The organism is Helicobacter salomonis (assembly GCF_900197775.1).
Lineage (GTDB): Bacteria > Campylobacterota > Campylobacteria > Campylobacterales > Helicobacteraceae > Helicobacter > Helicobacter salomonis.
Genome location: NZ_FZMA01000021.1, coordinates 65,942 through 89,226 on the forward strand (window position 1 = coordinate 65,942; position 23,285 = coordinate 89,226).

Sequence of the window (23,285 nt, forward strand, 5' to 3'; positions counted from 1 at the left end):
AGTTGAGCGAGCTTATTTTATACTAAAATTGGTGAAAATTGCGTTAAAAAACAAGAATTAAGGAAGTCCATGTCCCTAGCCCAAAGATACCCCCACTTAGAGGTCAGCGTTTTAAAGTTAAGCGAAGTTAAAAAACATTTTATTCTCGGTGCAGAATTTAACAGCACCAAGAGGCAACAAGCTTTACACGCTTTAAAATCTAATAAAAAGGTTTTGGATTATTTTGACCTTGTGAAATCCAACACTTCACAGATTAACGAAGCCGTGTATGTCTATGATTTAACTCACTCTTTGGGGAACTTTTTGGATGAGGGAGAGGTGCTAAACGCTCCAAAATTTGGGAGCAACAAACAAGAGGCACAAGCGGGCGATTTTGTTATTTCGCGCCTTAGGTCATACCTGCAAGAAATGGCTGTAGTCCAACCCAAACAACTAAGGCAATTTTTTTCAACAGAATATCTAGTCTATCGCCCACGCACTCAAGAACTTTCATCAAATACACTTATGGTTTTTGCATTAAGTCGTTATGTGCAAACTATACTAGCTCATAGTCAGTATGGAACAGAACACCCTAGATTTTATGAATTTGCCTTTAATGAGATGCCTATACCCGATGTCGTCCTGCGCCTAAATTCTAAAATACACCAAATGATAGAAACCGCCCACCACGCCCTAGAACAGAGCAAGAGTCTTTATAAAGAGGCACAAGAGCTATTAGAGCAAGAATTAGGCACGCTGCCCTCAGCCCCACTCAAAGAACACAGCATCAAAACCCTCAAAGAGAGCTTTTTAAGCACAAGCAGACTCGATGCGGAGTTTTACCAACACAGATACACCCAAATAGAGGATTTGATTAAAAACTACAAAGGTGGGGTTTGCACCCTTGAAGACTTTGAAATTTGCGATGCCCCCTTTGAACCACACCCCACGACCCCTTATCGCTATGTCGAACTCGCCCACATTGGCAATTATGGCAATATTACAACCCACACAGAGGCGCTAGGCGCACACCTCCCCACACGGGCAAAACGATTAGCTCAAAGTGGCGATGTCTTGCTCTCTAGCGTAGAGGGGAGCTTAAGTCGTTGTGCCCTTGTCCCACCCCATTTAAGCCCCTGCGTGGTGTCTACGGGTTTTTTTGTGCTCCGTTCACCCCGCTTTAACCCTGAAACCCTTTTAACCCTCTTTAAATCCCCGCTGTTTCAAATCTACCTAGCCAAATTCTCTAGCGGGACAATCCTATGTGCCATCTCTAAGAGTGCTTTACAAAGCGTGTTGCTCCCCCAAATCCCTGCTCCCATTCAAGAACAGATCGCCCATTATGTGCAAAAGAGCCTAAAGCACCGCCAAGAGGCTAAACAACTCTTAGAAAAAGCCAAGTTGGAAGTGGAAGGTCTTTTAGTTTTTGAAAATTACTAAACAGAATACAAAAACTTGAGGGTGATATTCAAGCCATTAAGGACACCCCCACAGCACAGCCCCCACAGCCAAAGGTACAAGCCAACACCTCAACGGGTACAGACCAACAAAGCGGGCAAACGGACTTAGATAGCGAGTTTTTAGCCCACATCAAAGAGATAGGCACAAAAGACCCGCAATTAGCCCAAGAGCTCTTAAACGATTTTTAGGATAACTCAATGCGTTGCATCAACAATGCCAGAAATGCCCTTGAGTGGCTAGAAAAACATCCGCCCCCAACCCCAAAAAGGGAGCGGAGGTAAGCATATTTAACTCTTTTAACGCTTTTGCAAGACTAAACAATCGTTATATTAGATTTTTATTCAGTTAAACTTAAAAATCTAATATCTTAGGTATTTTGGTTTGTTTTATGGATAATTTTAGTCTATTATTTGTATTTTGATAGATTTAGTATTATTTTTTGCTGCTTAAAACCATACAACACCCCAACCCGCCACGCCCGAACAGAGCGGTTTGGTTAGACGTGTTGTTGTGGTGTGTGATGAGCCCGACCCCGTTATAAGTGTAGAAGTTTTATCTAGTGTTGATGATAAGAGCGGAGCTCACAAGGGTGCGTAAGGCATGAAACCTTTTTAGCACGCTAGTATTTTTGCTAACATGCAAAAACTTAAACAAAACAAGGAAATAACATGAAAAGATCACTTTTAGCTTGTACTCTAGCTCTTTTGCTCGCATCTTGTGCTCAAAATACGACTCAAGATGTAGCTAAAAATACGAGCCAAACTAAAAATACTGCTCAATATGCCACAGAATGCTCCAAAACAAATATTGCACCCAAAAAAATGAGTTATAAAGAGCTAATTGCCTTAATTAAAGACAAGAAGTTCTATTTACTAGATGGCGAATTCTATGGAGAAAAAACTAAGGCATACCTAGACCTTGCAACTACAAGTATGTACGACAACCCTGCCTTTTTTGTCGTAGGCGTGGATAAAGATTATGGACCTTTAGACTTAGACACTGCTAAATTTGGCTTTGAAAAGGGCTTGCTAACTTTAGAGGGTACGCTTAATGGAGTAAAATTTAAATTCAAACAAGATGCGAGCGCAAAAATTAGTGAAATTTCTCTTGTGTCAAATGAATTCAGTGCAGGCACAGACATTAACTCATATGATTATTCAATGCTAAAAATATTCATCCCAAGATGCAATAACAATCTCTCAAATGAAGTTTATACAAAGCTAAATAATGCCATATCTTTAGGAGCTAAGAGCGAAAATGAACTAAAAAGCAAAATATTATCCGAGCTAAAAGAAGAGTATGCAGACTATGCACCTGATCAAGACGAATCTCCAAATCATGAATATAATGATGAATATGTTGTTGTCGACTTACTAGATGATCGCACACTATTGTTGCATGTCAAGCACTTCACTAGCAATGGAAGTAAAGGCGTTGAAAATGTTACAATGGTGGGATACAATCTAAAAACTGGGAATCCAATTCCTAGTGATTTTGATGATGTATTTGATAAAACAAAGAAAACGCAGTTACTAGACTTCCTTAGTAAGAGACTCACAAACGACCCAGATTATAGCGATTTGATATCCCCATCGGCATTTCCCTTAACAGATGAACCAGAATTTTACATCACGCCCGGTTATGTTTCATTTGCATGGCATACATATGAAATAAGCGTTAGCATAGGAGGAAGTCTCAATTATCTTCCAATCAAGTTTAGCGATCTCAAACAATTCATTAACCCAAAATCTGAATACGCCTATCTATTTAAATAAGGCTTACTTCTTAGTGTTAGGTACTAGTATAATTTGGACTGGGTGTCTTAAAACGTGCCTGTATTTTTTAAATAACGCTTGCTGTTGGACCTTTCCCTCTTCTTTGAAAAAAGGCGTAAGGTTTCAATGAGGATGGATTTGCCCGCATTGGTTTTACCAAAAAAAAGCGATCACAACCTCTGCTGTATCCTCCTGCTCTAGGTCTGCCATGCACCTTAGGCTCTTGGCCTTGTGTGCCTCAAAATCCACACATCCTTTTGCCAACCACTTCCAAAAGACTTTACGCTCTTCTAGATCGTTAAACGCCTCTGTGGCCCTCTGCAAATCCTTTTTGGCACAATCAAGTTGTGCCTTTACACCACCCGCTAACATCCTAACCAAACCTAGTCAGCGAAATCTTGAATGGCCTCTTTAATCAAAACATACGCCCTATACCCCAGCAATCCAAAAAGTAAACAACAATCAAAAACTCTTTGGCTATGAGGATTAAGAAGCGGAAGAGGCGTTTTACCTCCTTATAGCTAAATTTTGACATATCCCCCATAGCTAAAGCTAGGGAATTCTGGCATCATCAAAGTCCGCCCACAAGCGGACCTTACGACTCCTACTCCAAGAGTCGATGCCCCAACTCTATGAGGGACATTAGAGCACAAAAAAGATGCCTTATGGCGCAGATGGTAATATCTAAATTGCAAAAACCCCTACGCCTCAGTGCATCTCCTAACACAGCATTCAAATAGGTCGTTTTTCTTCAGCAATCTATCCAAACAGCTCACTATGCGTACCCAGTCTCAACAGAACAAGCATATCGCCTTACACTTGGTAGATCAGCAGCAAATCTGGCTTGACATGGCACTCCCTAAAATCTTTCCATTGCCCTTTTAAGGCATGGTCTTTGTATTTTGCTTCAAGTGGAAGCTGTTGTTGAAGTTTCGAAACAATGACATCAAGCACACCTCTCGTAATATTCTTACTTTTGAAGTGTCTTGTATAATCTTTTTGAAAAGACTTCTTAGCAACAATCTCGAGCACGAAAGAGTTAATCTTCTTTTTCGGCTCTCTCTGCAAATTCAGCAAATGAGCTGGTTCTCATATATGTTTCGTCAGGATCATCGACACTCATCAAGGCCAGCTGTGTTGCTTGGTTAGGCATGTGATCTCTTCTTGCAATAAGCATAGATTTAATCTGACTTCTTTTTCTGTGAAGGTTCTGGAGCTTTTTTGTAATCTGCCTGCGCTCTGCTCGCACTTCCAAGAGCTGCGCCTGGGTGATGCTCAAAATCTCAGACAGTCGCTTCTCGTTGTACACCCGATAATCCTCCATACCCTGTTTGTCTTTTCTCTGATAACCTACTGACATACAATCACCTCTTCTCTTGTGAGTATACCCTAAAGTTGCTATTTACGGGAATATTTCTTTGCTGCTTCCCTCCAAACCACCCCACCAATCCATGAACCACTCCAATCGTTCTAACCCCCCCATCAACCCATCAAAAGCAAGACAAAAGCACAATAAAAACGACAATTTGGAGAATCCATGAGCCACTCAAAATCAAACATAGCATTTTTAGCCCCCTGGAAGCCTCATAGAGCGCGACTTAGACAAAAACCATACTTAGAAGCGATTAAACACAAAGGACTAATCAATGACGCCAAAAGAGCAAGAGCTTTTGCTACTTAAACTCGAAGTTATCAAAGGTGTCTCACGCTTGAAAGAGAGCGCGGGGGTGTTGCCCGAAGAGCAACGCACAGAGTAAACCCTAGAGCTTTTGAAAATGCAAGAACGCATCGAAGAGTTGGAGAGTGAAATAAAAAGCTAATCGCTGATAAAAATCCTTCACTTCACTTAGTTACACCTAGCTGTCTAACTACGACTCGTGTTGATCTAACCCAGACCATTCAACCACCATAAATTCACTTCTCAAAAGCTTACGCGCGCCTCCTTCGATGTGCTACAAAGCAATCCATGCCACTAGGCGCGCAATTCGGAGTCGTTGCCTTGTAGCGTGCAACTTATCTACCAAAAAGGAGAGACACCATGAGCGATCCAACTTGAGCATTGAGAAGCCAGAAAACAACTATAGCCACTAAACAGCGCAAAAACCAATGCGCGTTTCTAATGGGATAAACGCAAAGCGTGCAAAGAAGTACAATGCTATAGCAGCTCAGCGTGACTTTTAACATTAACACGAACGCCTTCCACTTAAACAAGGCATCATGCGACTCAAACAAGATAAGAATAATAGCGATTAAAGGCGGGATGGGGAAAAGCCACCATTTTTTATTACCAACATATGCCCAAAAGATGAGAGCTCCTACGCTAAGTACGATTGTTCCGTGTTTTGGGGGAGGGATAAATGGAGCACAACATAGCACAAATCCTAAAGCAATGAGTCCTAAAGAGATGTGTCTGTTAGGGTATAACGCTAAAATAACAGCACCCATTTCAAGGCATGCTACAAAGAAAATTATATCAGCTTCCCATCCCCATGCGTGTGAATCGCGAGTAAGAACGATGTAAAACACGATCAAGGCAAACAAAAAAATATTGGCGGCATGCAAAGCTTGTTTGATGTCTTGTCTCTTATCCATTAAAATCCTTGCTGAGTTTGGAAAAATTATTTACACAAGATTAAGCATAGCGTTTTTAGCCCCGTAAAGGGGTCATAAATCGCAACTTTGCAAAAAAGAGTTCACCATTAGCACCCCGCCCATTAAAACGATTTTAGAGCATTTTAGAACGATTATTGAATATGCTTCATAGACCTTGCTATAAAGTGATCATGCAACTAGGTGCATAACCCAAAAATTGTTGTTTTAATAAGATTTAATAAAATTAAAATGAAAAATAATTGAAAATTAATAAATTTTAAATAAAATTTAGTTATCGAATTATCAGGCATTTAATAGAATTTTAATAAAATTTTATTCAGTCAAAAAACTCTCTCTAAGCTCCTCCTCCAAAATCGAACAACCCCCTAAAATAGGGCTTCTATATTCACTTGAACTAGCCAAGGAGGCTAAAAAGAAGCAGGATTACAAAAAAGCCTATGGTCTCTACCAACAAGGCAATGCTCTACACAGCATCCAAGCCCCGATATTCTTGGGTGATCTACTCTTTGAAGGGCAGGGCATCAAACAAAATAAAGATAGGGCAGGTTATTTTTACGCCCTGGGACCCACGCGTTTTTGGCAGCTTAGATATGCACTGAGCTATTTTCACAACATGCCTGTATGGAGTGGTGAATGGGACTATGACAAGCCCAATGATTATAATTACACGCACCAAATTTTCAACGAACTAGCCAACCACGTCTTTCATGCGAACTTCCAGCTAGCATATCTAACCAGCACCCACGCGTTGAAAACACTCTCTCTTATGGATAATTTCATATCGAGCGATTCTCCTAATCTCTGGGTTTAAGATGTATCAAAATGTCTTGTTTTGCCAAAGGGTGCATGTCCACAAGCACAAGCATGGGAACCTACTTCGAACATGGATGGCGATGGGCGTTGAACTTTACAATCGATTCGAGGTATAAAGTGTGCGATCCTAAACTTCTAAAGCCTAGCGACTTTGACTATCAGCGCGCCCAGCAATCTAACATAGATACCAAGACTCTAGGCAAAACTCTTTATGCCCTCGCCCAAGCCTACTTAGAGGGCTTAGGCACAACTAAAGACGAGCAACAAGGGTTAGAGTATTTGAAAAAGGCGGTAGAATTTGAGAACAAGGAGGCGGTTTTAGCGTTAGAAAAATGGCAGAAACCACACTAGGGAGAAACGATGTGTCAAAATGTTTTAAGATGGGGTTTGTTGCTGGGTATGTTGCTATTAGGTGTCCTAAAAGCTGAACATACCCAAAACCTGCGTACTTTGTCGCCTCTGCAAAACAAAATTACCAACGTCTTGCCGTCTTGCCCCGTTTGATTACATACAAGCGGTAGTCTGATCCTGTGTGGATGCGTAGCTCAAAATTATACCCGTGATGCGTTTGTGAACACTAAGGTGCCCACTTTCCAAGGTCCACAGACGGCGCACAATCACACCCCGCTTTTTTAGATCTTTCAGATTTTCAAACCCGCTTGACTTTTTATTTCCATATTTCATTTTAGCGTAAAAACACCCACTTTAGGGTTTTAAACCCCGTAATTAGGCAATATTCTAAGATTATACAAGATTATACATCGATAAAACTCAACAAGCAGGTAAAAGCGGTGTTTGAACGAAATGAGGGCATGTTGGCTTGAAAAGGGCTCAAAAGCCCTAAAGTAGGTGGGTTTTAAGCTATTTTGTGCTAGGCACAATTTATTAGTAACCACACCCAAACTATACTAAGTCTTTACTATTCCCGACTTGATATATTCCCCTATAGCTAAATGGCAAAAAGCCTTTAGAGCTCATCCAAACCCACCAAGAACATCCCAAGTCCAAGAGCAAGAAAAAGTCCACACAATGAAAGAGACACGCCACTCAAGAAAACACATAGCGTTTTCAGCCCCATACAAGCCTCTTACAGCGCAACTTATCTAAAAACCATACCTAGACTACCCCCAACCCCCAAATGCGCTTAGAATGCGTTTTAGAGTCATTTTCGCCTATAAACTGTAATCTTGTCCTCACAGCTCTCTAAAAGCCCTCCAGAAGTTCTTGTGCGCAAGTCCATTGATGTCATCACTAGAAAAATCCTTGTAAACCTTACCATCAAAGTTCAGTATACTTCCATCTGACACTCCAAAAGTACACCTTTTTCTTCCTCCGTCTCAAAACACTCTTACCAATCCCTTTAGAATGCCCTACAATCGCTCCAACACTCTCAACCCATGCCGAAAAAGCCTACCCATACCTTCACAACGATTGTAGAGCGTTTTTACAACACTTCTCTCTCCTCTCAAAAGCCCTAGGGGGGTGTGGGGGGTCTTCCCCACAGATAATCCCTTCTGTAAGCAGTGCGTTAGCACTGCATTCCGAGTCGATTCTCTGTCAATTCAATAAAAAAATTTTATTCTTAAAAAATTTTTTTATTCTCGCCAACCACCATGAATACGAAGCGCAAACCCAGATTACCTAACAATCACCATGCAATTTTTATAACGATTTTCTCTCAAAATTACAATAAAAATGACAAAAAATACCCAAAAAAAATTTTTTTGTTAAGTTTTCTACCCAGTTTTTGAGCGATTTTGACCTGATCCCGATTCCCGAGCGCATGCGCGCGCATGCAGGTGTTTAGCCCTTTTAAAAGACTTCGTCTTTTTAACCTTTTAGGTCCCTCGGGAAGCCCGTGTAGTACGGGGCTCGTGGAGAGTAATACCCAATAAAATCCGCACTAACTCCGCACTAACCATATGTTTAAGTAAAAATATAATCTTTAGTTATACTGCTACACTAGATAAAGTTATTTAGACGGATGACTATGAACATGGGCGGGCAAAGAAAAGTTTTAATGCGCCGGCTCAAACAACTGCAAATACTCATAGATACAGAGGTTGATGCAACATTCAAAGATGCCTTGAATAGAGAGAAGACGGAATGTCTCAAGCAAATAATGACTTTAACCTCGCAAACCCCTACTACACAACTCACAAACCCCAACCCAATCTCAAGCCACATTCATACAGAGCCCACCAGATCAGCAATCAACTGATACACCTGACACCACGAGGATTAACGCACTAACAACAACGCAAGAACTAATCAGTCAACCCCCACAGCCACAACAGCAAGAACCCCTAGAAACCCAAGCCATCACACAAGAGCAACCCACAATTCCCCATGCCATCTCTGAAAAATATGTCACCTTTCACAACGATGTTAACTCTGTCTCTCTAGGTAGATTAGGCGCACTAGAAACAAATCTTCTCTTTGCCATATTCAATAAACTCAAAGACAAGGAAGATGAGCTCTTGGTATTCGAGCTCGATGAAATTAAAGCAATGGTACACGCAGTCAAGATCAGCAAAAACGAATTAGGCAGTGTTGTCAAAAAGCTTTGGAAAAATATCAGGACTGCTAATTTTTGGATTCTCTACCCCCGTGCTGAAGAGAGCATCATGCTTTTTAGGAGATTTAGAATTAACTACCACGACACCCAAAAGACTCAACTGAAAAGCATAGAAATCCAAGTGAATATGCCTTACTTTGGTTACCTGCTTAACTTTTTGCATGCCAACTTCACTTCCTTTGAACTCTTGGAGTTTCAAAACATCAGTGGCAAGTATGCCAAGACCCTTTATCGTCTTCTCAAACAATGGAAAAGCACAGGAGTGCCTCCAAAAAAAGAGTGGGGTGAGTTTAGGGAGTTGATGGGGATACCTGTAAATATCAAGTTACTTGAAGTGGTTGAGCGTGCTATCCTCAAACCCGCTATCCAAGAACTCAACAAGCTCCCCCAATTTAAACATCTCTGCTATCAGAAATTCAAAACCAAGGGCATGGGTAATCGTATCACCCACATCCAATTCTACTTCCAACCCCTCACTAAAACCAGCAAGGATAGAAAACAAGCCCAACACGATCTAAGCACCATTGCACAGCATCTACACAATGAGAAAACTATCAAGCAACTTCAAAGACAAATAAAACAATCAAATCAAAATGACAAGACTATGGAGGTCTTAGGTCTGTGTTTCTCTAAACCCGAACAACCTGACACCATTCTCACCATTGAGAATATACAATCCGCTCAAGAAGGCTATGAGTTTTTCATCAAATACTACAAAGATGGCAAAGTATTTAAAGAGGCAAATGCTACCTTACCTAACAAAGAGGCTTTACTAGAACGCATAGCACAATGGGGCTATCAAAGAATAGACTTACAAGACTCACAAGAGAGCAAGGGTTTTGAAAAGTTTCAAAACTTCATTGCTGAACAAACTAAAGCTCTAAATTCTCACGATGATTTAACAGAATACATCGGTAGACATCTCTACATGATGAACACCAATAATATTCCCTCTCATCTCAAAATCAAAAATATCTCTACACTAGAGAATGGACAAATCCAAGTAGAAGTCAAAGACATGGACAAACCCCGCAAAGCTTTAGAACCCTTTAACTTTAAAAGCATGAAGCACTTTAAGAACTGGTTTAAGAAGTACGAAGCATAACAACATATCTGTACTAACAATCATCGCACATGGAAAAACTCTTCTTTAGCCCATCGCGACACTTGAGCGACAAATTATGCATAGCGAGCTTGTGAGCGATACCTAAAGGGTACTTAATTGCACGCTAACAAAGTAACGATATCGAATTGCGCGCCTAGTAGCGTTGGTCACTTCATAGCATATCAAGGGAGGCGCGCGTAAGTTTTTGAGAGGTAGATTTGTGATGGTTGAATGGTCTTGGCTAGATCAACACGAGTCGGTGGTGAACGGCTATGTGTGGCTAGTTAAAACAACAATCTTCAGATTATACGCCTAGCTATATAAATCGTTCTTTAGAATGTCAAAGGAAACACACAAGTTTTCAATAAAAAAATCAAATTATCTGCTACATTCACCGAATGTATTCTGAAATTTGGGACTATATTTTATCCATTTTAGACACCCTAGCCGAAGTCATAGCTACCTTGATTGAGCTCGCAGGATTATAACCCCGCAGGACAAACTAACCATAGTGAGCTTGCGCAACGATACCTGAAGAGTAATGGTTAGCTTGTAAATTAACCATTTGCTAGTGCAAACCACTCGCAAGCTCGTTTGGTTAGTTTACCCCCCCTAGCGGGGGGATATAAGGCTCTATTGCTATTGTATAATCTTATCTTGTTTGAAGGATTGATCAATGGCCACACAATCAGATAATGTTGTTGGCACTAGTAGTGATAGTTTTCAGGAAGGCAATGTGAACAATAATACAGCGAGTACTGAGGCGATATCTGAACGAGAGAAGGGAGTAAAGAGTGAACGCGACTTACAAAAGATGCTCAATAAAGTTTGAGAGCAAAGAGCTAAGCTTGAAAAAGAACGAGATATTTTGCAGAAGCAATTTAATCTCCTCGGCAGAAATCCCACTCGTCTTTAGCGGGTGGGATGAATGCCACTAATTCGTGGTATAATGCCTCCATACATTCGTATCTAGCGCAGGAAGTGTGCAAAGTTACGCCTTGGCAGATTGATGTGTGAGACCTGTAGGGAATGCGTTGGAGCTCAAACTCTGTAAAATCCCTACTATAGGGACACAGAGTGAGAACCAAACTCTCCCTACGGGCAACATCAGCCTAGGAGGCCCGAATGTCTTTAGCATTTGGGCACTTCACTCACTGTTAATTAGGTACTTGGCAAAAAATGTCTTGTATCACACAAATGACATGTTCAAAATTTTAAATGTAAAAAATCCTGCCAATTCGTGGCTTTAATGGCTTTCTCAAGATTGTAGTCAAGGCGTAAAAGCAAAACCTCCACATCCTCTTGAAACTTAATACGGGTAGGTTTGTTATGAAAAATTTCATTGCAGGCACTTCTAATACGCTTGATTGTGTTGAGCGCATGCTGTTTCGTTCTGAATACGGGCAGAGATCGTCCTTTATAAGTTTTTTCTGCCTTAAAGATCTGCTCAAAATAAGGGTAATAATGTCTTAAAATATGTTCTAGATCTCCCAAAGAAAAGAGATCAAACACATCAAATGTAGTGCACTTACCTTTATTAATGGGTTTATTTAATTTCTCACTGCGGGCTTGTGCCTTACTAACAAGGTATGAATAATCGGGGTTTTGATATAAAAACCAATCATCTTGGCCGTGGTTGAAAGCATTTGCAAGCACAGTAGCCATAGTGCTACGCAAAGCATTTTCAAAACACTGTAAAATAAAAAAATATGCCTGATGCCGGCTACGCCTTTTGCTATAAATATCCATGATTATGTCAAATAAAGATTTATAAATTTTGCCCTGATTTTTATCGAGCAAAACTTTGGCTTCTTTGCAAGCCCCAAATAGGTATTGATGGTGTAGAACCCTGATACTACATTCAATTTCTTTTTCAAAGTGAGGAGTGAGTAAATGTGTGTATTCTTTGAATAGAACTTTCAAATGTTCAATAAACTCTTGCTGTATGCTGTACATACCTCTCCTCCATACATAGTGGTAATTCAGTCAGATTTTACCTAGAAAAGAATAAGATCGAAAAATCTCAGAGATCCAACCGCCGTGAGTAGCGGTGTGCCTTTGGCGGATGCTCTGGATTTGGGGAATCTCAAATAAATCCAAATAGACTCAAGGTGTAAATGGACCCTGCGAGGCACCCTGCACCCTTTGATTTTAAGAGAATTTGGTCTTTTTGGTGACAGCACAAAATAAATCGCTTCTCCTGTAATTGAGAAAGTTAATGACGAGCTTAGTGTATACAACACAAGCAGCGATATAAGGTTGAAAATTGCAGCGAATTAAGGTATACTAGACACAATCTATTAGTGGATGTTTCATCGGGGAGTGTTTCGTTGTTTCTTGTGCTTGAACCTTGTATGTTCATCTGTTCTGCGAGTATTCTAAAATTATGCGCTTTGAGAGTGGTTGTTTGAGCAGAGCGGACTTAGCCCCCAAGTGGGCAACACCTGCCCCAAGTGCCAAAAGAGCATGTATAGAGCCCCTTTTTCAAAAGAAATGATCACCCCCCCCCCCCCAACAAAACTAAACTTTTCTAAAAATTTTATCCACGCCACCAATTTGGCGTATCAACCCCTAAACGGGCTCAATTTGCCCACCAATCCCCCTAAGAAAGGCTATTTATGTCAGAAAACCCCCTAAAAACCCAATTTTTAGACTTACTCCAAGATGAAGAGGTGCAGAAGGCAATGTTTGCATGGTTAAAAAAGATGTTTGAAAATTCTAATGAATCCACATTAGAGCAAATAAAGGCGGTGGAGCAAAGAGCGCGCCAAGAATACCAAAGGGTGCAAGAAGAATTGCAGGGCTATAAAACCCAGCTAGCCGCTTTAGAGCAGGACTTGCTCAACCTGCAAGAGGCAGATAGGCAAAAACAAGCAGAGCTAGAGCGCACACAAGAAGCCTTAAAGCAAGCCCAAGCAGAGTTAGAAAAACACAAGATCAAAGCGTATGAATTGTTTTTAACTTTACCTACAGACATGAAAAGCGGTTTAGCTAATCTCCTTAAAGAGGGCGATCCGCTTGCCTTTTTGTCCGCCGGCGTTCAGGGCAAAAATATCGAAATGCTTTGGGACTACACTAACAACGCGCTTAAAAGTAGCACAGAGGGGGCGCACACTCTGACAGAAATCTTTTACGCCCTCTTTGCCTACTACGAGCAAGCCACGCCCTACCAGCTAGACCCCCTAGAAGTGGGGCAAACTTACGACCCCACCAAACACCAACGCCACCACTCTAGCACCAACGCCAGTGGCAAAATTACCCAAGTGCTACTGCGCGGCTTTAAACACGCTAGAACCGGTGAAGTCAAACGCCAATCTGTGGTGAAAATTTAAAGAAGAATCCATGGAACACTGAAAAGACTCAAAAATGGCGAGCGCATCTATTGCAGATTGCATCAAGAAGTCAAATAAGGACAATTCGGATAGATCTTATCACACTTAAGGAGAAAAACCATGGAAACAAATACCACTTCACAAATCAAAGGGCTTTACTTTACATCGGAAAATCAATTGGTAGAGGATTTTCGCTTAGCTTGGGAAGCATTTAAAAAGGGCGATCGTGGTGCTGATTTTACAGACAAATATGCCTGGGGAGCACCCATACTCTCTTGTTTTGATCACTTCAAACAGGCGATCACAACCCAAGAAGTCTTGAACATTGGCACAATGGGTTTTTATTTACCTAAGGATAAAACATTTTGCTTTGTCTACCCGCAAGATGCATACCACAGCATAAGTAAGAATGAAAGAACTAGCAACAACAAAAGCTACACAAGGGGATTTGTAGAGGCACTTCTTGTCTATTTTGTTGGTGTGGATCACTACTACAGCACGGAATTCGCGATCGAATCAAGCACTTTCAATCTAGAAAAAGTGAATCACATTGTGCAAAAAATTTATAACAGGCTCCCCATTGCTAGAGACAAAGAACACAAGCAACTGCTCAATGCAATCCAATACATAGATCCGCAAGGGAAGGCACAAAGCGAGAGTGAACAAGGGCGCTACTTTTATCTTCAGAGTTATGGTAAATTCGAAAAACAAGGTTATAACGATTATCATCGCGCCGAAGCGATGTTTTGGTCATTAGGCACGGTTATTACCGCTGATTTGTCTGATGAAGACCTTTTCACCTTTTTCTACATTGCCTCCACTTTCAAGGTAACAGATACGCAAAAACAGGATTACACAAACCTCCATGCTTTTTTGAGTGCATCGCCGGGTCGGGTTTCTATGGCTTTAAGTGAAAGCCTCGAAACGCTCAAAAATTGCATTGCAGGATTACAAGCTATTGAAAGGGGAGAAAAACATTTCGGAGAGGACATTCAATCATTCGACGACATGGTAGGCTACGACATGGCAAAGATAATCAGGGGAGGGGAAGATATGTTTGATGTGTTTGATAAAAATAAAGCATCCGAGATATATCAACACGCATTCAACGCATGTAGGAAAAAATATCGTCTCCTTTTTAACAACAAAATCTCATTTCGCTTTGGCGATCTATCTAGCAGAGCACTTGGAGGATTCATTGGCAAAAGTGTAGAACTTGAAGAAAGTTTCGAGAAAGAATTGGCTACAATACGCAAGGAGGAGAATAAAGAAACTCAAGAAGAAAGACTCGCTCAGACTCTCGCAAAATTTCTCAGAGACCTCTTTGAGGTGGTGTTACAGGGTAGTTTTTTACCCAAACAGTTGGATTGGCTTGAGACAAATGCGGATTGGCAAATCCTACAAGCATTTAGATGGGATTGGAATGAGGATGGTTGGCACTTTGTCCTTGATGATTCAAAAAAGCTTAAACTAGATTTAAGTGCGCTTGCCAAACAAGATAAAAACCGCGCCGGCATTAAAGAATATGACCCCAAAATCCTAAGCGACGCCAACCGCGGACTTTGGGAACTTTGGGACATGGGTGCCAAACAGAGCGCACTATTTGTTCCCTTTGAAAACCCGCTGATTGCTAGAAACCCTAAAGCAGATATTAAAAACGGACTGGTGGGGATTGACTTTGGCACGGCTAGCACGGTGGTGGTTTACCAAGAAGAGAGCACACAAATTCACCCCATGCGTGTAGGTTTGGGAGATTTGAGTCAAAAGATTGATAACAAGCAATATGAAAACCCTACGATCATTAACTTCAATGATCTCACACGCTTTTTAGAGAGCTACAAGGCGCAAAAAGGGCGACCCAAGACAAAGTGGGGCGATGTCAATATCTCGCACACCGCTTATAGCTCCATGCTAGGTAGCCCCTCTAGCGAGTATAACTCTTACTTGAGCGAGCTCAAACAATGGGCAGGCAACAAACACCAAAAATTCCACATAGCCGACAAACAAAAAGCACACTTTGACTTGCAAGGCAGTTTGGATTTAAAAGAAGACGATCTCAACCCCATTGAACTTTATGCCTACTATTTAGGGCTCTATATCAATAACCAACACCATGGGATTTTCTTAAATTACTTGCTCTCTTTCCCGGTAACTTACGAGGTAGAAGTGCGCCAAATGATCTTAGAGAGTTTTAAAAAGGGTATTGCGAAATCTTTACCCAATAGTTTGCACTCTCAGGGCGTGGTAGAGCAACTTAAGGTCGAAGAGGGAGCCAGTGAGCCAGCAGCCTATGCGATCATGGCTTTAGAGGGCTATGGTTTTGATCCTAGCGCAGAGGAGCGGGTTTATTATGGGGTCTTTGACTTTGGGGGCGGGACCACAGATTTTGACTTTGGACTCTTTCAAGAAGCCCCCGAATCGAGCCGTTATGACTATATCTTAGAACACTTTGGCGCAGGGGGCGATCGCTATTTAGGGGGAGAAAATTTATTAGAGCTAGCAAGTTTTGAAGTCTTTAAGCGCAATAAAGATGTGTTGCTAGAAAGACACATTCCCTTTAAAAAACCTGCAGAGGGCGCGCCTTTCCCCGGGAGTGAGATTCTGCTAAGTGAGTCACAAGAGGCGCGAATCAACACCAAGAGTTTAGTAGAAAAGTTAAGACCTCTATGGGAGGGTAGAGAGTTTGAAGAGGAAGATTCTTTGATGTTGAATCTCTTTAATAGCCATGCAGAGCAGATTGCAGGGGTGAGTTTGGATTTTAGCACCCAAGAAGTGCAAGAACTCTTTAAGGAGCGCATTAAAAGAGGGGTGGAAAATTTCTTTGGGGAGTTTGTGCATGCCACTAACGCCTATTTTAGCTCTAAGGGCGATAACGCTAGGGATATTAATTCATTTCACATTTTCTTAGCGGGCAATGCGAGCAAATCCGCCTTTGTTACAGAACTCTTTGAAGAGAAGATCGCTCAGCTCAAAGCAGAGATGGAGCAAGAGGGACTTCAAGAGATCGAGTTTATCGTGCATCAGCCCTTAGGTGGGGAGGATTTAGAAAAGCCCAATGGCAAAACAGGTGTGGCTTTTGGGCTGATTAAAGCGCGCAGGGGTGGGTCGATTCAAGTGATCGATTACAATGTAGAGGAGAATATCAAATTCAAATACTTCTTAGGGCGTTCTAAAAAACGCAAGTTTTACACTTTAGTGGCACGCAACCAACCCTATAATGAGTGGGTGCAATTCTTAGATGCCTCTGAGAGCCATTTTGAAGTCTATTACACCTCCCATGCAAGTGCCAGCACCAACACACTCAGTCTTGAAGATAGTGCGATCAAGAAAAAAGCTTTAGAAACGGGCATTGTAAGCGAAAATGGCTTTATCTTTGTGCGTCTTGTGAGTCCTAGTGCCTTTGAATTTGTAGTCGCCACGCAGGAGGGGCTAGGGAGTGGGGAATATTTGAGCGAAGTGGTGCGCGTGGAGTTGTGAGCATTTTCATAGAAAAAACAAGGTTTAAGGAGAAATGATGTTAGGGGTTTTATTTAGCTTGGCGGGGGTTGCCTATGACGCACGCGCAGAGGTAGAAGCAAGAAATGATATATTGTTCGGGCGCTATGTAGGCAATAGTGCCACACAGGCTTCAAAAAGAGTGATGCGTAAAATGGTGCGCACACTCTCCGTGCTGGTTACGCTGGGCGTGTTAGCGGGTATCACTTCTTTAGTCTTGCGCTGGTTTTTTCCGCCCCTCTATGTCTCTATGTTTGCAAGCTGGAGTGTGGATTGGGGAGCTGTGCTTAAAATTTTGGGCATGGTGGTCTTTGTGGATTTCATTGCGCTTGTAGTGTTTATTGTGGGTTTGAACACAAAAACATGGCGCATGGAACAAGGGATCAAGATAATTTGGTTGGATCTCTTAGTGGGTGTGGGTTTGGGGTTGGTGCGTTATTTTGCTCCAAGTGGTTTTCTAAGCCTATGGGCGGGGTATTTAAGCCTGCTTTCTTGGATTTGGCTGGGCGTGAAAATTATCTTTTGGATCGCCCTGATTGGGGGGATTGTTGTGGGTCTTGTCTTCTTAGCAAGACTAGCTTACAAAAATAAAGAGGATTTAAAAAAGCTCTCTGCTGAGCTGCAAAAAATCTTGAAGCGCTATCAAGTGCAAGTAAAAAAGGTGTGGGACAAAATTCCTTTTGCCGAGATTTTGAGCAGTCTTAAAGAACTTTGCTTGGTGTTTTTAGGTGCGTTGAGGAGGGGTCTAGGCATTGAGCGTTTTTTACAATGGCAAAGACGCACGACACACCATAGCAAGGATATTAGCGTAGTCAAAGGGATTTATCTCCCCGAAGAAGAAGCGCAAGAGGGCATCAATGCGAGTTGGAAAGAGTTCTTAGATAGTGAAAACCTCTCAAATCCTCAACACCCCTTTAGTGCTCATATTCTTGCGTGTTTTGAGGCGTTTAAGCAAAAAGTTGCACAAGAAGAAGCGATCAAGATCGGCGAGATCGGTTTCTATCTGCCCAAAGAACAAGCCATAGTTTTTATCTATGGCGCACATACAATGCTCAAAATGCTTCATTCTGTGGGACCTGACAAGATGGAAGTAATGGATAGTCTAGATATTCAAGATGAAAAGGCGAAACAAATTTTAATGGATTGGTTTGGATCAGCAGATGCCCTATATTCTACACATCGGGCGTGTTTCCAATTTTTAGATAAGAGTCCTAAAGACTTTTCCTTTTGGACGACTTGGATGGAGGACATGTTTGCACGGGGTGAAACCTACATGAAAAAAATCTACCCCAAACTACCCACAATCCAAAACACTCAAGGGGAAATGAGAAAAAATACCCTCTCTCTCTTTTTGGATATAGAAAATGCCTTTTACATGCAAAATGGAAGTTTGCAGAGTCAGCGTAGCAACTTTGCGGATAAAAACACGCATTGGTTTTTGATGAGCATGCCTTTTGACAAGCCCCTAAAAGAGACCTTTAGCCTGCTTTGCCGCATTGCTAGTGTTAAGGCGCAGCCCAAAAAGTATTTAGAAACAAAACAGATCAGAGAGCTTATTATCCAAATGGAAGTTGGGCAAACTAGCAAAGTAGAAGAGATAGTTTCTTACATCTGTCAGAGCCAAGAAGCCGAAAGCAGACTAGAGCAGGGGGGCAACCAAATCGAAGGCTTGGAGAACTTGAGTTCTACTCCTCTCAATGCCTTTATCTGGGTAAAAGACAAATGGGTCTCTAAAGAAAATATAGGAGGAGGGGATTATGCGCGTAACTTTTTGGAGGCTGATAGTATCCGTGCTGACATCACCCCCTACGATCCTAGAATTTTAAGCGATGCTAATAGAGGCTCTTGGGAGCTTTGGGATGTCGCTAGTGCCTATGTGGGAGGCAAGGCTAGTTTTATGCACTTTGAAACCCCCTTGATCGCGCGCAACCCTAAGGCTGACATCAAAGAGGGCTTAGTGGGGATTGACTTTGGTACAACTAGCACGGTGGTGGTTTACCAAGAGGGCAATAGCGCGATTCGCCCCATGCGGGTGGGTTTGGGGGATTTTGCGACTGGGGTGGAGAGACACCAGTATGAAAACCCTACCATCCTTAGTTTTACCAACTTGACTAATTTTTTACAAAGCTACAAAGCCCAAGCAGGGCGGCCTAAGACGGAATGGGAGGAGGTGCAGGTCTCTCACACCGCTTATAGTACGTTTTTGGGAAGCCCTTCGAGCGAATACAACGCCTATTTAAGCGAGCTTAAAGCATGGGCAGGCAACCAGCATGAAAAGTTGCAAATTTTAGATAAACAAAAAGCACATTTTGAGGTGAAGGGAGCTTTGGATTTAAGGGGAGATGATCTCAACCCTATTGAACTTTATGCCTATTATCTAGGACTATATATCAACAACCAGCATCATGGGATTTTCTTAAATTACCTGCTCTCCTTCCCGGTTACCTATGAGCCAGAAGTGCGCACCATGATCTTAGAGAGTTTTAAGAGGGGCATTGCTAAATCTTTACCTAATAGCCTGCACTCTCAAGGGGTGGTCGCACAACTCAAAGTAGAGGAGGGCGCAGGAGAGCCTGCTGCTTATGCACTCATAGCATTAGAAGGCTATGGTTTTGATCCTAGCGAGAATGAGCGGGTTTATTATGGGGTCTTTGACTTTGGGGGCGGAACGACTGATTTTGACTTTGGACTCTTTAAAGGCACTCCGGATTCTAGCCGTTATGATTATGTTTTAGAACACTTTGGCGCAGGGGGGGATCGCTATTTGGGCGGAGAGAATTTATTAGAGTTAGCAAGTTTTGAAGTTTTCAAGCACAATAAAAATCTCTTGCTTGAAAAGCAAATCCCCTTCAAAAAAGCCGCTGAGGGGCAAGTCTTTTTGGGTTCTGAAACCTTGATCAATCATTCCCAAGAAGCGCGCACCAACACCAAGACCTTAGTAGAAAAATTACGCCCGCTTTGGGAGGGTGGGGAATTTGAGGATGAGGGGGAATTGCGCTTAAATCTCTTTGATCGTAATGGACAACAAATTGCGGGAGTGAGCTTAGATTTTAGGGTGCAGGAGGTGCAAAAGCTATTTAAGGAGCGCATTAGAAAGGGGGTTGAGCGGTTCTTTGAGAGGTTCTATGAGGCAAGTGCATCTTATTTTAAAAACAAGGGAGATAGCGCAGCCGACATTGACACATTTCATATTTTCTTAGCGGGCAATGCGAGCAAATCTGCTTTTGTGCAGGAGTTGTTTAACGCAGAGATAGCACGTATCCAAGTAGAGTTTCAAGAATCTGCTAACTTTATCTTGCACCAGCCCCTAGCCAGCACGGATTTAGAAAAACCCAATGGCAAAACAGGCGTAGCCTTTGGACTGATTAAAGCGCGCAGAGGCGGATCGATTCAGGTGATTAACACCTATGCCCAAGAGAGCACGCGCTTTAAATACTCTTTAGGCCGCGTGCGCAGGCAAAGATTTGAGATGGTGATCGATAGAAACCGCTCTTATGATGAGTGGGTAAAATTCATCGATGCCTCTGAAAGCCATTTTGAGGTCTATTACACCGCCCAAGAGAGCACACATACCCTAAGCCTGACCGACCCCACCATTAAGAAAAAGACCTTAGAAACGGGCATAAATAACCCCGATGCCTTTATTTTTATACGCTTGGTAAGCCCTAATGCCTTTGAATTTGTCGTAGCAACTCAAGAGGGGATTACCAACGAAACATATCTTAAACGACCCAAAAGGATAGAACTATGAGCAATCTCAACACCACAGATTACCAAACCCTCATTAGAGGTTATTACGATCAAGGTAGAGTGCTAGCCCTAGAAGCTAACGCACACCTAGAAGCGCGCGATATTCACCTTTACCACATCCAAGAACTCACCTTTGAAAAGGACAGCCCTCGCAGGGAAGCCTTTGAAAATGTGATTAGCATGGCGCGCATGGAGGGAGCATTGCTGGTGTATTTGATTCTAGGTGATACTAATGGGGTGTCTTTTTTTGTAGGGATGGTTAAGGATAAGAGTTATCAAGGTAACCTAGAATTAGATATTGATGACTTGGCCACAAGGGTGCTCAAACCCAGCATTGAGGGCAATTTTAGGGGCTCTAAGGTGATCAAGGTAGAAAAGGAGCATAAAAATATCTTACTAGATCAAGTCCGCAACATGAAGAGATTTGCGCGCATGGACGGCGTGCCTAGCCTTTATAAAGACAAAGAAAATTTTCAAGGAATCGATCGCCTCATTGATATTATGAGCGGAGATGTCTTTGCTCTGCTGATTTTAGCCAAGCCCTTTAGCAAGGCCTATACAAACCAGTTAGAATCCGAGTTGTTTAAATTTTACAACGATCTAGCCCCCATGGCCAAACAATCCATCCAAAAAAACGAGGGGAGTAGCACTAGCGAAAATTATTCAGAAAATAAGGGAAATTCTATAGCGGAAGGGGTTAATGGCTCATGGTCAGAGGCAGATGCCAAAAACGAGGGTTGGAGCAAACAGACAGGCACGCAAACTAACAATTCAGAGGGCAATAACAATTACAGCACTAATGATAGTGCCAATGGGGGCAGTTCTCACACCAAGACAAAAACGCAGGGCACTTCCACCACCAACACCACCAACAAAAGCGAAACTAAGGGCAATAGCACCACCACCAACACTAGCGAGACTTTGAGCGTTGATCACACCAACAAGACAGCCAGTGAGTGGATGAAATATCTCGATGAAGTGCTTTTAAAACGGCTCAATTTTGGGCGTAGCAAAGGTTTATTTCATACCTGCATTTATTTAGCCGCTATGCAAAAGGGGAATTTAAGCAAGTTAGGCGGAGCAATTAGAGCAATCTTTTCAGGAGATGAGAATAACCAAGCCCCCTTGCAAATGCAATTTTTAGAGGAAAATAGCGATGCGCTCGAAATTGAAGCTTTAAAAAACTTCCAAATTTCTCAAATTTCTCTCCCCCAACAGGGCAAACACACGCAGGCTTTGCGCCTCTTGTTTTCAAGGGATTTAGCCACCCAATCTAGCTGGCTCTCCACCAGTGAGCTAGGCGTGATTGCTACCTTACCTAAAAAGGAAGTGGTGGGCTTACCCTTGCGCGAAGAGGTGGAATTTGGCTTAAACACTAAAAAGGGGATTGCTAGCGGAGCACATTTAAACTTAGGGCAGATGGTGCAAAGTGGGAAACTCTTAGAGCAATCCGTGCATTTGCAAAAATCTTGGCTAGACAAACATATTTTTGTGGCTGGGGTTACAGGCTCGGGTAAGACCACCACCTGCCAAAGCTTGCTTAAGAGTGCTGGTATGCCCTTTTTGGTGATCGAGCCGGCTAAAACGGAGTATCGCGCTTTGCTAGAGGATAGCCAGTTTCAAGAGGAATTATTAGTCTTTACTTTGGGCAACTCCAAGCTAGCCCCCTTTAAACTCAACCCCTTTGAGTTCTTTCCCCATGAGAACATCACCTCCAGGGTGGGGATGATTAAAGCCAATATTGAAGCCGCCTTTGACATGGAAGCCGCCATCCCCCAAATCATAGAAGCCGCGCTCTATGAATGCTATAAAGACTATGGCTGGGATATTAACACCAGCACCAATACGCGCTTTACAAACCCCTTTGATTTAGGGGTCTTTGCCTTCCCCACTCTAAGCGATCTCTACCATAAAACCACCAAGATCGTAGAACAACAGGGTTTTGATAAGCGATTAAAAGACGATTACATCGGCTCGATCAACGCTAGATTACAAGGGCTTTTAGTGGGCTCTAAAGCCCTCTTGCTCAATAACGATCGCGGGCTTAATTTTGTGGATTTGCTCGAAAAAAATGTCATCCTGGAGTTGGAAGAGATCAAAAATGGGGGCGAAAAATCGTTGATCATGGGCTTTATTTTGATCCAAATCAACGAAGCTTTGAAAATCAAACACCAAGAATATAAAGATAGGGGGAAGGATTTTAAACACATCACCCTTATAGAGGAGGCGCACCGCTTACTAAGCAAGGTAGATTACACAGATAGCCCCAATAAAAAACTAGGGGTGGAGAGTTTCACCGATATGCTAGCAGAAGTGCGCAAATATGGGGAGAGTTTGATCATCGTGGATCAAATCCCCAATAAACTCACCTCAGAGGTGCTTAA

At 42.2% G+C, this 23,285-nt stretch carries 14 protein-coding genes; 10 read left to right on the forward strand and 4 right to left on the reverse strand.

Annotation, left to right across the window (positions count from 1 at the left end):
- Positions 1-69 precede the first annotated feature (69 nt).
- Both C6H04_RS04525 and C6H04_RS04530 read left to right on the forward strand, forming a co-directional pair.
- Positions 70-1,419, forward strand: a complete 1,350-nt coding sequence (locus C6H04_RS04525) for a restriction endonuclease subunit S domain-containing protein (RefSeq protein ID WP_104732441.1) — start codon at positions 70-72, stop codon at positions 1,417-1,419.
- Between the two features lie 689 nt (positions 1,420-2,108).
- A complete protein-coding gene (locus tag C6H04_RS04530; protein WP_104732442.1) occupies positions 2,109-3,215 on the forward strand; it encodes a hypothetical protein in 1,107 nt (368 codons plus the stop codon).
- A 153-nt stretch (positions 3,216-3,368) separates the two neighbouring features.
- On the opposite strand, the gene C6H04_RS07990 is transcribed toward C6H04_RS04530, so the two are convergent.
- The 3 genes from C6H04_RS07990 to C6H04_RS04545 all read right to left on the reverse strand — a co-directional run bounded on the left by C6H04_RS07990 (position 3,369) and on the right by C6H04_RS04545 (position 4,575).
- Positions 3,369-3,539: a hypothetical protein gene (locus C6H04_RS07990; protein WP_199767086.1), complete on the reverse strand. Its 171-nt coding sequence runs from the start codon at positions 3,537-3,539 to the stop codon at positions 3,369-3,371.
- Positions 3,540-4,028: 489 nt separating this feature from the next.
- Positions 4,029-4,247: a type II toxin-antitoxin system RelE/ParE family toxin gene (locus tag C6H04_RS04540; protein WP_104732443.1), complete on the reverse strand. Its 219-nt coding sequence runs from the start codon at positions 4,245-4,247 to the stop codon at positions 4,029-4,031.
- Between the two features lie 7 nt (positions 4,248-4,254).
- Positions 4,255-4,575 carry a hypothetical protein gene (locus tag C6H04_RS04545; protein WP_104732444.1) on the reverse strand — a complete coding sequence of 107 codons (321 nt, stop codon included), beginning with the start codon at positions 4,573-4,575 and terminating at the stop codon, positions 4,255-4,257.
- A 1,743-nt stretch (positions 4,576-6,318) separates the two neighbouring features.
- Here C6H04_RS04545 and C6H04_RS04555 point away from each other — a divergent pair.
- The 4 genes from C6H04_RS04555 to C6H04_RS08315 all read left to right on the forward strand — a co-directional run bounded on the left by C6H04_RS04555 (position 6,319) and on the right by C6H04_RS08315 (position 11,574).
- A complete protein-coding gene (locus tag C6H04_RS04555; RefSeq protein ID WP_104732446.1) occupies positions 6,319-6,639 on the forward strand; it encodes a hypothetical protein in 321 nt (106 codons plus the stop codon).
- A gap of 53 nt (positions 6,640-6,692) precedes the next feature.
- Entirely contained in the window at positions 6,693-6,992 is a 300-nt protein-coding gene (locus C6H04_RS04560) for an SEL1-like repeat protein (protein WP_158653812.1), read from the forward strand.
- Positions 6,993-8,995: 2,003 nt separating this feature from the next.
- Entirely contained in the window at positions 8,996-10,324 is a 1,329-nt protein-coding gene (locus C6H04_RS04570) for a replication initiation protein (RefSeq protein WP_233711853.1), read from the forward strand.
- 1,013 nt (positions 10,325-11,337) lie between these two features.
- Positions 11,338-11,574 carry a hypothetical protein gene (locus C6H04_RS08315; protein ID WP_104732450.1) on the forward strand — a complete coding sequence of 79 codons (237 nt, stop codon included), beginning with the start codon at positions 11,338-11,340 and terminating at the stop codon, positions 11,572-11,574.
- On the opposite strand, the gene C6H04_RS04585 is transcribed toward C6H04_RS08315, so the two are convergent.
- Entirely contained in the window at positions 11,531-12,280 is a 750-nt protein-coding gene (locus C6H04_RS04585; RefSeq protein WP_104732451.1) for a hypothetical protein, read from the reverse strand. The genes C6H04_RS08315 and C6H04_RS04585 overlap by 44 nt on opposite strands.
- A gap of 662 nt (positions 12,281-12,942) precedes the next feature.
- Between C6H04_RS04585 and C6H04_RS04595 the strand changes: the two genes are divergently transcribed.
- From C6H04_RS04595 to C6H04_RS04610, 4 genes are all read left to right on the forward strand, one after another.
- The gene (locus C6H04_RS04595) at positions 12,943-13,656 is read left to right on the forward strand and encodes an efflux RND transporter periplasmic adaptor subunit (protein ID WP_104732453.1); all 714 of its coding nucleotides are present in this window, start codon (positions 12,943-12,945) and stop codon (positions 13,654-13,656) included.
- A gap of 120 nt (positions 13,657-13,776) precedes the next feature.
- Positions 13,777-17,133, forward strand: coding sequence for an acetate and sugar kinases/Hsc70/actin family protein (locus tag C6H04_RS08145; RefSeq protein WP_233711852.1), 3,357 nt, complete (start codon positions 13,777-13,779; stop codon positions 17,131-17,133).
- Positions 17,134-17,170: 37 nt separating this feature from the next.
- Complete coding sequence (locus C6H04_RS07995) at positions 17,171-20,902, forward strand: acetate and sugar kinases/Hsc70/actin family protein (RefSeq protein WP_199767087.1); 3,732 nt, start codon at positions 17,171-17,173, stop codon at positions 20,900-20,902.
- On the forward strand, positions 20,899-23,285 hold a 2,387-nt coding region (locus C6H04_RS04610), incomplete at its 3' end, for an ATP-binding protein (protein ID WP_104732454.1). The genes C6H04_RS07995 and C6H04_RS04610, both read left to right, overlap by 4 nt.